11 protein-coding genes are annotated in these 10,962 nt (G+C 76.5%); 8 read left to right on the top strand and 3 right to left on the bottom strand.

All coding sequences use genetic code 11. The features are described 5' to 3' along the window. Positions 1-123 precede the first annotated feature (123 nt). Complete coding sequence (locus AB0C35_RS30655) at positions 124-441, top strand: hypothetical protein (RefSeq protein WP_358463311.1); 318 nt, start codon at positions 124-126, stop codon at positions 439-441. A 15-nt stretch (positions 442-456) separates the two neighbouring features. Here the strand turns inward: AB0C35_RS30655 and AB0C35_RS30650 are convergent, their stop codons facing one another. After that, a complete protein-coding gene (locus AB0C35_RS30650; RefSeq protein WP_358463309.1) occupies positions 457-2,160 on the bottom strand; it encodes a class I adenylate-forming enzyme family protein in 1,704 nt (567 codons plus the stop codon). Between the two features lie 186 nt (positions 2,161-2,346). On the opposite strand from AB0C35_RS30650, the gene AB0C35_RS30645 reads away from it, so the two are divergent. From AB0C35_RS30645 to AB0C35_RS30630, 4 genes are all read left to right on the top strand, one after another. Further along, on the top strand, positions 2,347-3,126 hold the full coding sequence (locus tag AB0C35_RS30645) for an HAD-IIA family hydrolase (protein ID WP_358463306.1): 780 nt from the start codon (positions 2,347-2,349) through the stop codon (positions 3,124-3,126). 117 nt (positions 3,127-3,243) lie between these two features. Continuing rightward, entirely contained in the window at positions 3,244-3,870 is a 627-nt protein-coding gene (locus tag AB0C35_RS30640) for a YigZ family protein (protein ID WP_358463303.1), read from the top strand. A gap of 470 nt (positions 3,871-4,340) precedes the next feature. Beyond that, the gene (locus AB0C35_RS30635) at positions 4,341-4,922 is read left to right on the top strand and encodes a helix-turn-helix domain-containing protein (protein WP_358463300.1); all 582 of its coding nucleotides are present in this window, start codon (positions 4,341-4,343) and stop codon (positions 4,920-4,922) included. Further along, positions 4,919-5,764 (top strand): sulfite exporter TauE/SafE family protein, encoded by an 846-nt coding sequence (locus AB0C35_RS30630; RefSeq protein ID WP_358463297.1) that lies wholly within the window; start codon positions 4,919-4,921, stop codon positions 5,762-5,764. The genes AB0C35_RS30635 and AB0C35_RS30630 overlap by 4 nt, the downstream gene beginning before the upstream one ends. Positions 5,765-5,799: 35 nt before the next feature. Here the strand turns inward: AB0C35_RS30630 and AB0C35_RS30625 are convergent, their stop codons facing one another. Both AB0C35_RS30625 and AB0C35_RS30620 read right to left on the bottom strand, forming a co-directional pair. Then, entirely contained in the window at positions 5,800-6,768 is a 969-nt protein-coding gene (locus AB0C35_RS30625) for an AraC family transcriptional regulator (RefSeq protein WP_358463294.1), read from the bottom strand. 12 nt (positions 6,769-6,780) lie between these two features. Continuing rightward, positions 6,781-7,401 (bottom strand): isochorismatase family protein, encoded by a 621-nt coding sequence (locus AB0C35_RS30620; RefSeq protein WP_358463291.1) that lies wholly within the window; start codon positions 7,399-7,401, stop codon positions 6,781-6,783. Positions 7,402-7,613: 212 nt separating this feature from the next. On the opposite strand from AB0C35_RS30620, the gene AB0C35_RS30615 reads away from it, so the two are divergent. From AB0C35_RS30615 to AB0C35_RS30605, 3 genes are read left to right on the top strand one after another with little or no spacing between them, the layout of a single operon-like run. Then, complete coding sequence (locus AB0C35_RS30615; RefSeq protein ID WP_358463288.1) at positions 7,614-8,921, top strand: glutamate--cysteine ligase; 1,308 nt, start codon at positions 7,614-7,616, stop codon at positions 8,919-8,921. Beyond that, positions 8,918-10,063 (top strand): iron-containing redox enzyme family protein, encoded by a 1,146-nt coding sequence (locus AB0C35_RS30610; protein ID WP_358463285.1) that lies wholly within the window; start codon positions 8,918-8,920, stop codon positions 10,061-10,063. The genes AB0C35_RS30615 and AB0C35_RS30610 overlap by 4 nt, the downstream gene beginning before the upstream one ends. Further along, positions 10,063-10,836: a HemK2/MTQ2 family protein methyltransferase gene (locus AB0C35_RS30605; RefSeq protein ID WP_358463282.1), complete on the top strand. Its 774-nt coding sequence runs from the start codon at positions 10,063-10,065 to the stop codon at positions 10,834-10,836. The genes AB0C35_RS30610 and AB0C35_RS30605 overlap by 1 nt, the downstream gene beginning before the upstream one ends. The last annotated feature ends 126 nt before the right edge of the window (positions 10,837-10,962 follow it).

Genomic DNA, 10,962 nt, shown 5'->3' with positions numbered 1-10,962 from the left:
CCCCGATCCCCTGCTTACGCTTTGTTGTTTTTTGTTGGTTTTTTTCGTGCGTTTCTTCGTGGTTTGTGGGGGGGGGGGGGGGGGGGGCCCCGCCCCCCCCCCCGCCCGGGCCTGGAGGAGACGGTGCGGACCCTGGTGGGAACGCTCGCCGACGTCCACCGCGCCGACCCGGCGACGCACCGGCTGCTGTACGACCAGGCGCCGCGCCCGCCGGAGGCGGCCCGCCGGCTGCGCGAGTTCCAGGCCGCGATGGCGGCCGAGGTGGAGCACCACCTGGCGCGCCTGGACGCCGGCGGCCCGGACCGCGCGCTGACGGCGCTGCTGCTGGTCCAGGCGCTGGAGGCACAGGTGCACGGCGCGGTCCTGGACCCGCCGCCGGGCCGCACCACCGCCGAGAGCGTCGAGGCCGCCGTCCGCCTCTGCCTGGGCGCCCTGCGCTGAGCTCCGGCCGCGGAGTCAGCCGAGGAGCTCCTCGCGCAGGCGGGTCTTGAGGATCTTCCCGCCGGGGTTGCGGGGCAGGCCCTCGTCGCGGAACCAGTAGTGCACCGGGACCTTGAACGCGGCGATCCGCCCGGCCAGGAACTCCGCGACGTCCCGCTCGGTGACCGCGGCGCCGGGACGCGCCACGATCACCGCGCCGACCTCCTCGCCGAGGACCTCGTGGGGGACGCCGATGACGGCGCAGTCGGCGACGGCCGGGTGCTCGTACAGGGCGGCCTCGACCTCGGCGCAGTAGATGTTCTCCCCGCCGCGGATGAGCATGTCCTTGGCGCGGTCGACGATGTAGACGAACCCGTCGTCGTCCAGGCGGGCCAGGTCGCCGCTGTAGAACCAGCCGTCGACGAACGACTGAGCGGTCGCCTCCGGCTTGTTCCAGTAGCCCTTGATGATGTTGGGGCCCTTGATGAGCAGCTCGCCGACCTCCCCGGCCGGCAGCTCCTCACCGGCCGGGTCGACGACCTTGACGTCGCAGACCGCGACGGGCGGCCCGACGCTCTCGGGCCGCTCCAGGTAGTTGACGCCGCCGTTGTAGGTCGTCACCGACGAGGTCTCGGTCAGGCCGTAGCCGTTGCCGGGCATCCGCTCGGGCAGCCGCTCCTTGATCTTGTCGACGAGCGCGGGCGCCGCGGGCGCGCCGCCGTAGCTGACGCCGGTGAGGCTGGAGGTGTCGTACTTGTCGAAGTCGGGGGAGGTCAGCACCTGCCACGCCATGGTGGGGACGCCGCCGAACCCGGTGACGCGCTCCCGCTCGATCAGCTCCAGCGCGGTGCGCACGTCCCACTTGTACATCATCACGACGGTGCCGCCCTGCATGGCGCTGGTCACCAGGACCGAGTGGCAGCCGGTGGCGTGGAAGAACGGGACGCTCAGCAGCGTCACCCGCGGCTGCGGCGCGGTCAGCTCCTCGACCGTGCGTCCGGCGCGGACACCGGCGGACATGATCCCGTAGGCGAGGCTGACGGGGTTGGTGGCGATGTTGCGGTGGGTGCCGAGCGCCCCCTTGGGGCGTCCGGTGGTGCCGGAGGTGTAGAAGATGGTGGCCTCGTCGTCGGGGTCGAGCGGCACGTCCGGCAGGGACGCGGCGGCGGGGTCCCCGGCGTCGCCGAGCACGTCCTCGAACGACTCGCACCCGCCCGGGACGTCCCCGCCGGCGCGGGCGACCAGGCAGGCGACGCCGAGCTTCGGCAGGACCCCGGCCAGGCGGCCGGCGCGTTCGGCGTCGGCGACGAGGACCTTCGCGCCGCTGTCGGCCAGGCCGTACTCCAGCTCGGCGGCGGTCCACCACGCGTTCAGCGGCACCACGACCGCGCCGGCGACGGCGGCGCCGAAGAACGCCACCGACCACTCGGGGTAGTTGCGCATCGCGATCGCGACCCGGTCGCCCTTGGCGACGCCGTAGCCGTCGATGAGGCGGCGCGCGAACGCGGCGGCCCGCGCGTAGTGCTCGGCGAAGCTCACCCGGTCGTCCTCGTAGACCAGATACGCGGCGTCGCCGTGGGCGCGGGAGATCTCCAGGATCTCCCGCAGGGTGGGCGGGGCGTTCTTCCAGACGCGGGTCCGCACGCCGCGGACGACGGCCTCGTCCATCTCGAACAGCTGCCCGGGCGCCGTCATCGCTGCCCTGACCTCGGCGATGGCCGGCAATTGCTGGTCGTGCACGTCGCGCCTCCCGCGGGATGACGGCGCACCGCCGCGCGGCCCGATCACCGAACACGATTCGGAGCGCCGTGCCCGAAATCTATGATCCGGATCACGCGCAGGTCAACGCCCCGCCGCGCCGGGCGCGCCCGGGCCGCCGGCCCGGGCGAAGATCCCCGCCTGCGAAGATCCTGCGACAATGGGCACATGAACGAGCGCGGGCCGATCGAATACTGGCTTTCGGACATGGACGGGGTCCTGGTGCACGAGGGCCGCCCCGTCCCCGGCGCCGAGGAGTTCATCCGGCGGCTGTCGGCGTCCGGCAAGCCGTTCCTGGTGCTGACCAACAACTCGATCTACACCCGCCGGGACCTGTCGGCGCGGCTGGCCGCGGCGGGCCTGCGGGTGCCGCCCGAGTCGATCTGGACGTCGGCGCTGGCGACCGCCCGGTTCCTGGCCGACCAGCGGCCCGCGGGATCGGCGTACGTGATCGGCGAGGCCGGGCTGACGACGGCGCTGCACGAGTCCGACTTCGTGCTGACCGACATCGACCCCGACTACGTGGTGCTGGGCGAGACCCGCACCTACAGCTTCTCCCAGATCACCCGCGCGATCCGGCTCATCGAGGGCGGCGCGCGGTTCGTGGCGACCAACCCCGACCCGATCGGCCCGTCCCCCGAGGGGTCGCTGCCCGCGTGCGGCGCGGTCGCCGCCATGATCACCCGCGCGACGGGCGTGGAGCCCTACTTCGTCGGCAAACCGAACCCGCTGATGATGCGGACGGCGCTGAACCGGGTCGGCGGGCACAGCGAGTCCACCGCGATGATCGGCGACCGCATGGACACCGACATCGTCGCCGGCGTCGAGGCGGGCCTGGAGACGATCCTGGTGCTGACCGGCGTGACCCGCAAGGACGAGATCGCCCGCTTCCCGTTCCGCCCCAACCGCGTCGTCCCCTCGATCGCCGACCTCCTCGACCTGGTCTGACCGCCCCGGCCGGCGGCGGCACAGCTCGTCCAGCGGACCCGTCACCGCCCGCCGGGCGCCCGCCGCGCCCGGTGCCGAACCGGCCGGGCCGGCGGCCGCCTAGACTCGGTGGCGACCATGCGCATGATCAAGCAGGCGGGCTCCCGCGAGCTGGAGATCCGCAAGTCCCGTTTCGTCTGCACCCTCGCCCGCGCCGCCGACGAGGCCGAGGCGGTGGCGTTCCTGGCCCGGCACCGGCGCGCGCACCACGACGCCACCCACAACTGCACCGCCTACGTGGTCGGCGAGCACGGCGAGATCGCCAAGAGCAGCGACGACGGCGAACCGGCCGGGACGGCGGGCATCCCGATGCTGGAGGTGCTGACGCGGCGCGGGCTGACCGGCACCGTCGCGGTCGTCACCCGCTACTTCGGCGGCGTCAAGCTCGGCGCGGGCGGCCTGGTGCGCGCCTACGCCCAGGCCGTCGCCGACACCGTCGACGCGGTCGGGGTGGTGGAACTGCGCCCCGTGGTGACGGTCACCGTGGGCGTGGACCACGCGCTGGCGGGCCGGTTCCTGGGCGACCTGCACGGCCGCGGCGTACAGCCCGGCGACGTCCGCTACGGGGAGGGCGTGGAGGCCGACGTCGCGGTCCCGGTCACCGACCTGGACGACTTCGAGGCATGGGCCGCGCAGGTCACCGCCGGGCGCGCGTCGCTGCGGCGGGGCGCACCCGGGTACATCGAGGTCCCGCTCTCCCCGTAGCGGACGCCGCCGCGCCCGCGGGCCAGCCGGCGAGGCACGCGGCGAGGGCGGGCGCGAGGACCCCCGGGTCGACGTCGTGGGTCTGACCGCCCAGGGCCCGGTGAGTCCCCGCAGGCAAGACCGCGGCGAGGCGACGTGCGGCGCCGCGCATCCAGGCGGGGCTATCGCCGCCGTCCAGGACGAGCGCGGGGACGGCGGCGCGCGCGGCCAGGCCCTCGGGCAGGACGCCGAGCGCGGCGGCGTCCCCGCGGACCGGTCCTGGTGCTCCAGGGTGTGCAGGACGCCGGCGGCGTCGGCGGCGGCGTGCGCGGCGTGCCGCAGAATCGGCGTTGGCAGGGCGCGCGCCTCGGCCTCGCCGGGTCCGGGCCCGGCTTCAGGGGCTCAGATGTGCGGGCCGCGACGCAGGACACGCTGTCTCTTCAAGGATGCATGGTGTCGGAGGACGAGACAGTGGTGTAGCGTTCCGCGCGATGACCAGGGGCATGATCTTGCGCGACCATGTGCGGGCCGGGATCCTCGACGTGGCGGCCACGGTGCTCGCCGAGCGGGGCGAGTCGGCGAGCATGACCGACATCGCGCAGGCCGCGGGGGTGGCGAGGGCGACACTGTACCGCTACTTCCCCAACCGGGAGGCGCTGCTGTACGCGCTGTACGAGGCGGCGCTGTCGGAGCTGACCGGGCGGCTGGCCGACGCGCGGCTGGACGCGGTGCCGATCGAGGAGGCCGTGGCCCGGATGACGCGCGCGACGATCGCGGCGACGAGCCGGTACCGGGCGCTCGGCCTGTTCGACCGGTCGCCCCGGGAGGCCCGGCGTGTCGAGCGGCAGCTCGCGGTGCCGCTGCGGGCGGTGTTCGAGCGCGGCGCCGCCTGCGGGGCGTTCCGCCGCGATCTGCCCGTCCACACGCTGGCCGAGCTGTACTTCAGCCTGCTGGAGGGCGTGGTGTCGCGGGTCATCCGGCACCGGCTGAGCGTGGAGGAGGCCAGCGCGTCGGCCACCACGCTGTTCCTGTCGGGCGCGCTGGCCCCGCCGCCGGCCCCTGAGCCGGGGTGACGGCGGGACTGGATCCGGCGGCGCTGGCGGCGCTGGTGCTGGTCGGGCTGGTCGCCGGTGTCGGGATCACCGCGGTGGGGCCGGGCGGGGTGCTGGTCACCGCGGGGCTGTTCGCCGTGACGGCGCTGCCGCCGGCGCAGGTCGCGGGGACGGCGCTGGTCACCAACGTCGCGACCGGTGTGCTGGGCACCGCCGTCTACGTGCGGTCGGGTCAGCTGCGCGAGCCGGGCACGCGGCGGCTCGCGGTGCTGCTCGCGGGCGGCGCGGTCGCGGGCACGCCGGTGGGCGTGCTGGTCAACGGCATGGTGACGGGACGGGTGTTCGGGGTGCTGCTGGGGGTGTTCGTCGCGCTGGTCGCGGTGCTGGTGCTGCGCCGCGGGCCGGCCGGGCGGGCGCCGTCCGGCGGGCCGCCCGATGCCCTGCCCGGTGGTGGTGTGCCCGGTGGTGGTGTGCCCGGTGGTGGTGTGCCCGGTGGTGGTGTGCCCGGCCTGCGCGCCGGGGTGGTCGTCGCGGCGGGCGCGGGGGTGGCGGCGGCGGGCGGCATGTTCGGTGTCGGAGGGCCGGTGCTGTGCGTGCCGCTGCTGGTGGCGCTGGGGGTGCCGGTGCTGTCGGCGCTGGCCGCCGCGCAGGCGCAGTCGGTGGTGATCGCCGGTGCCGGGACGGCCGGGTACGTGCCGGCGGGCGCGGTCGACTGGACGCTGGCGGCGGTGGTGGGCGTCCCGGAGCTGGCGGGCGTGCTGCTGGGGTGGGTGATCGCCCGTGCGGTCCCGGCGGGGGCGCTGAAGGCCGCGCTGGTGGTGACGCTGCTGGCGCTGGCGCCCTACCTGGCGCTGCAGGGCTGACCCCGAGTCCGGCCGCAGGGCCGGGGGAGGGCGGGTCAGGGGGTGCGGGCGCGGAGGCGGCGGAGCATGCGGGCGTCGGTGAAGCCGACGGCGCGGGCGGCGGCTTCGGCGGTGGCGCCCTGGCCGAGGAGGTGCTCGGCGCGTTCCAGCCGCAGTTCCTGCTGGTACCGCAGGGGGGTGAGGCCGGTGGCTGCGGTGAAGCGGCGGGTGAGGGTGCGTTCGCTGACGCCCGCCTCGGCGGCCAGGGCCGCCAGCGGCAGGGGCCGGGTGTAGCCGGCGTCGATGAGGTCCTGGGCGCGGTGCACGGCGTCGCTGAGGTGGCCGCGGTGCCGGAGCATGATCCCGGCCTGGGGTTCGTCGCCGTTGCGGCGCGCGTACACGACCATGGTGCGGGCGGTGCGGGCGGCGGCGCCGGGGCCGTGCCGGGCGGCGAGCAGGTGCAGGGCCAGGTCGATGCCGCTGGCGATGCCGGCGGAGGTGACCACGCGGCCGTCGGTGACGTACAGGACGTCGCGGACGACGGTGGCGCGGGGGTGGCGGCGGGCCAGGGCGTCCTGCAGTTCGTGGTGGGTGGTGCAGCGGCGGCCGTCCAGGAGCCCGGCGTGGGCGAGGGCGAACGCGCCGGCGCAGACACTGGCGACCAGCCCGCCGGCGGCGTGGTGCGCGGCCAGCCGGCGGGCGGTGCCGCGCGAGACGGGCGGGGCGTGCGGGGCTTGCAGGGCCTGAGGGCCGCGGCCCCACCGCCATCCGGGGACCATGATGATGTCGTCGCCGGTCAGGCGCGGCCAGGCGGCGGGGGCCAGCAGGGGCAGCCCCTGGGCGGTGACGACGCTCACCGCCGCGGCGTCTTCGCCCGTCCCCGCCTCCTGGGTCCCGGGATGGTCGGCGACGTAGGACAGCCGGTAGGGCAGGCCGTCGCCGGCGGCGGTGTAGAACACCTGGGCGGGGCCGGCGAGGTCGAGCAGGTGCACTCCGGGGACGAGGAGGAAGACGATCCGGGTCACGATCCGGTCAGTTTACAGCGCCGACGGGGCCGGGGCGGGGGCGAGGTCGTCGAGGGAGGCGATGTCGGCGAACCGTCCGGCCAGGGCGTACTCGGTGCGGGCGATGATCTGGTCGGTGGGCAGGGTGGAGGGGTCGGCGAGGACGTCGGCCAGGGGCCGTCCGGGCGGGGCGTCGCGGTGGGGGATGGGGAAGGTGGCGGTGGCGTCGGTGACGAAGGTGACGCGGTAGCCGAGGTCGGCCGCCAGGCGGGCGGTGGTCTCGCAGCACTGCTCGGTCTGGATGCCGCAGACGACCAGTTCGCGGATGCCGCGTTCGGTGAGCAGCTGCTGCAGCGCGGTGGTGGTGAAGGCGTTGCGGGAGGTCTTGGTCAGGACGGGCTCGCCGGCGGCCGGTGCGAGGCCGTCCATGAGGCGGACGTGGCCGAGTTCGGGGTCGAACACGCCGCCGCTGCCGGGCTCGGCGTGCAGGATCCACACGACCAGGTCGCCGGCGGCGCGGGCGGCCGCGACGAGCCGGGCGGCGCGGGCGTCGATGTCGGGGGCCGACACGGCCCGCCAGTTCGGGCGGCGGCGGAAGGACTCCTGGACGTCGATGACGAGCAGGGCCCGGTTGCTGTCGGTGTCGCGGTTCATGCCCGCGATGCTGCCCGGGCGGGGCGGCGTCCGGCAGGCATCATCGCGGCGCGATGCGGAACGATCCGGTCACCGGTCCCCGCCCGGCGGAAAGGATCTTGGGCGGGGGAGGGAGGGGCCGTCCTGTGCGGGCATCCACGGGTGGGACGGGCCCCCGGGGCGGGGCCCGCACGTTCGCGGGGACTGGCGCGCGGGGATCAGGGGGATGCGGCATGGGCGACGGGCACGAGGCGGGTTCCGGCGCGGGCGGGGGCGGCGCCGCGCAGCCGGGGGTGACCCTCGGGGTCGAGGAGGAGTTCCTCCTGGTCGACGCGCGGTCGGGGGTGTGCGTCCCGCACGCGGAACAGGTCCTGGCGGCGGCGGAGCCGCACCCGTGGCGCGCCTCGGGCGCCGCGTTCCACGCCGAGCTGCTCACCTCGCAGGTGGAGGCGGCGACCGGGGTGTGCCGCAACCTCGCGGACCTGCGGGCTCAGCTGCGCGGCGGCCGGGCGCGGCTCGCCGGCGCCGCGCGGGCCGCGGGCGCGCGGCTGGTGTCGGCGGGGACGCCGGTGCTGGGCGGGCGGCCGCCGCGGGTGGCGGCCGGTGACCGGTTCGCCGCGGTCATCGCGGCTTACGGGGAGGTGGTGGAGGACTACCAGGCGTGCGGCTGCCACGTCCACGTGGGCGTCCCCGACCGGGAGACGGCGGTGGCGGTGGTGAACCATCTGCGGCCGTGGCTGCCGGTTCTGGTGGCGCTGTCGGTGAACTCCCCGTTCGACCACGGCCGCGCCGGCCGCCATGACAGCCGCCGGATCGTGGAGATGGCACGGTTCCCCGGGGCGGGGACGCCGCCGTACTCGGTGTCGGCGGCCGAGTACGACGGGCGCGTCGCGGCGCTGGTGGAGGCGGGCGTCCTGGTGGACGAGGCGATGAGCTTCTGGCTGGCGCGGCCGTCGCCGCGGTGGCCGACGGTGGAGGTGCGGGCGGCGGACGCGGCGGCGACCGCCGACGAGGCGGTGCTGCAGGCGGCGCTGGTGCGGGGCCTGGTCGGCGCGGCGCTGCGGGACCTGTCCGCCGGGCGGGAGGCCCCGCCGGTGGACGGGCAGGTGTGCGCGGCGGCGCTGTGGAACGCGGCCCGCAACGGGATGGGCGGCCCCGCGCTGGACCCGTTCACCCGCCGGGCGGTGCCGGCGTGGCGCCGGGCCGGGGACCTGCTCACCCGCGTCGGCCCGGCCCTGGCCGAGACCGGGGACCTGGACGCGGTGCTCACGCTGGTGGAGGGCGTCCGCCGCGCCGGGACGGGCGCGGACCGGCAGCGCCGCGCGGCGCGGCGCGGCGGCCCCCGCGCCGCGGTGGACATGCTGGCCCGGCAGACCGCCTCCAGCGGGCCGGCGGGCGGCCTTCCCGACGCCGCGGCGGACGGCCCGGGCCGGCCCGCCGGAGCGGCACCGGAGGAGGAAGCGGGGGAGGAACCGGGCGTATGGGACGCGTGTGAGCGGGTACCGCAGCCGGACATCCCCCGCACCACGGAGGAGACATGACCGTTCTGCAATCCCCCGAGCACCTCCCGGGACCCGCGCACCGGCGGCCCCCGCCGTCACCCCCGCCCCGCGCGGGGCAGGCGGTGCCGGCGCTGCCCGCCCCGCGCGGGCCGCTGTCGCGGGCCGTCGTCGCGGCACTGGCGGCAGGCCCGCCGCCCGGCCCTGCGCGGGGCCGGGCACCGGCCGCGCACGCGGTGCGGCGGGCGGGGACGGCCGACCCGTACGGCGAGGACCTGCAGCTGGCGCTGCACACCTGTTACGAGCTGCACTACCGCGGATTCGCCGGGGTGGACCCGGACTGGGAGTGGGATCCGGGCCTGCTGCGGCTGCGCGGCGCGATGGAGGCGTCGTTCCTGGCGGCGCTGCGCCGGGACACCGCGACCCGCCCGGGCGGGACCGGCGTGCGGGACGCGCTGGAGGAACTGCTGACAGAGCCGGTCGGCGCACGGGGCGTCACCCACCATCTGCGCGACGACGGGCAGTGGTGGCAGCTGCTGGAGCACGCGGCGCTGCGGTCGGTGTACCACCTGAAGGAGGCCGACCCGCACGCGTGGGTGGTGCCCAGGCTGCGGGGCCGCGCCAAGACGGCGCTGGTCGCGGTGGAGCACGACGAGTTCGGCGGCGGCCGCCCGGAGATGATCCACCAGGGCCTGTACGCCGGTCTGCTGGACGAGCTGGGCCTGGACCCCTCCTACGGCGCGTATGTGGACGCGGCGCCGGCGGTGATGCTGGCGACGGTGAACATGATGTCGCTGTTCGGGCTACGGCGGTCGCTGCGAGGCGCGCTGGTCGGCCATTTCGCCGCCGCGGAGATCACCACGGCGCCGGCCGCGCGGCGGATGGCGCGGGCGCTGGAGCGGCTGGGGGCCGGGCCGCGGGCCGTGCTGTTCTACACCGAGCACATCGAGGCCGACGCCGTCCACGAGCAGGTCCTGCGCCACGACGTGATCGGCGGGCTGCTGGAGGACGAGCCCGGCCTGGCGGGCGACGTGGTGCTGGGAGTGCGGGCGACGGGGCTGCTGGAGGACCGCCTGGCCGGGCACCTGCTGGGATCCTGGCGGCGGCCCCCTCGGTCGTCGCTGCGCCGCCCGCTGCCGGGATCGCCGGCCGGGAGCGCGCCGCCGGGCGTAGGGAGCCGTTGATGCTGCTGCTCAGACCTCCGGGCGTGTACCGGCCGCAGTCGGACACGCGGCTGCTGGCGAGCGCGCTGCGCAGCGCGCGGATCCCGGCGGGCGCCCGGGTGCTGGAACTCGGCACCGGCACCGGCGCGGTGGCGATGACCGCCGCGCGGGACGGCTGCGAGGTCGTGGCGGTCGACGTGTCGGCGCAGGCCGTCCTGGCGGCGCGGGTGAACGCGCTGGTGCGGGGCCTGCCGGTGCGGGTGCTGCGCGGCGACCTGTTCGCACCGGTGGCGGGCGAGGTGTTCGACGTGATCGTCGCCAACCCCCCGTACGTGGCGGGCGACACCGATCCCGCGTCGGCGCGGGGCCGGGCCCGCGCGTGGGAGGCGGGGCCGGGCGGCCGGGCGCTGCTGGACCGGATCTGCGCGGCGGCGCCGCGGCATCTGACGCCGTCGGGGACGCTGCTGGTGGTGCATTCGGCGCTGAACGGGGTGGCGGCGACGCTGGTGTCGCTGCGCCGCGCCGGGATGCGGGCTTCGGTGGTGGCGCGGCGGCGTGAGCCGCTGGGCCCGGTGATGCGCCACCGGGCCGCCGACCTGCGGGCCCGGGGGCTGCTGCGTCCCGGGCAGCTGCACGAGGACCTCGTGGTGGTACGCGCCGACCGCATCGAGGACGGTGCCCGGCACGGGGCACTCACGGAATCCGGCGGACACGCGGAATCCGGCGGACCCGGGGGACCTGAGGGGCGCGGGGAACCGGAGGGAAGTGGGGGCCATGGCAGCCGCGCGGCCTGACGGGACCGCCGCCGCGCTGGGTGAAGGGGCCGCCGCCGCGCGGCCTGACGGCGCCGCCGCGCGGCCTGACGGCGCCGCCGCGCGGAGTGAGGGAGCCGCCGCCGCGCGGCCCGGGGGCGACGTGCC

Source organism: Spirillospora sp. NPDC048819, assembly GCF_040650055.1.
GTDB lineage: Bacteria > Actinomycetota > Actinomycetes > Streptosporangiales > Streptosporangiaceae > Spirillospora.
Note: the sequence above shows the minus strand (reverse complement) of the source record. Positions and strands in the feature narration are given on the sequence as shown.

Excerpts from the sequence above, each read along its gene's own strand:
- AB0C35_RS30645 (WP_358463306.1), top strand. The coding sequence starts at position 2,347 with ATGAACGAGCGCGGGCCGATCGAATACTGGCTTTCGGACATGGACGGG.
- AB0C35_RS30640 (WP_358463303.1), top strand. The coding sequence starts at position 3,244 with ATGCGCATGATCAAGCAGGCGGGCTCCCGCGAGCTGGAGATCCGCAAG.
- AB0C35_RS30635 (WP_358463300.1), top strand. The coding sequence starts at position 4,341 with ATGACCAGGGGCATGATCTTGCGCGACCATGTGCGGGCCGGGATCCTC.
- AB0C35_RS30620 (WP_358463291.1), bottom strand. The coding sequence starts at position 7,401 with ATGAACCGCGACACCGACAGCAACCGGGCCCTGCTCGTCATCGACGTC.
- AB0C35_RS30615 (WP_358463288.1), top strand. The coding sequence starts at position 7,614 with ATGGGCGACGGGCACGAGGCGGGTTCCGGCGCGGGCGGGGGCGGCGCC.
- AB0C35_RS30610 (WP_358463285.1), top strand. The coding sequence starts at position 8,918 with ATGACCGTTCTGCAATCCCCCGAGCACCTCCCGGGACCCGCGCACCGG.
- AB0C35_RS30605 (WP_358463282.1), top strand. The coding sequence starts at position 10,063 with ATGCTGCTGCTCAGACCTCCGGGCGTGTACCGGCCGCAGTCGGACACG.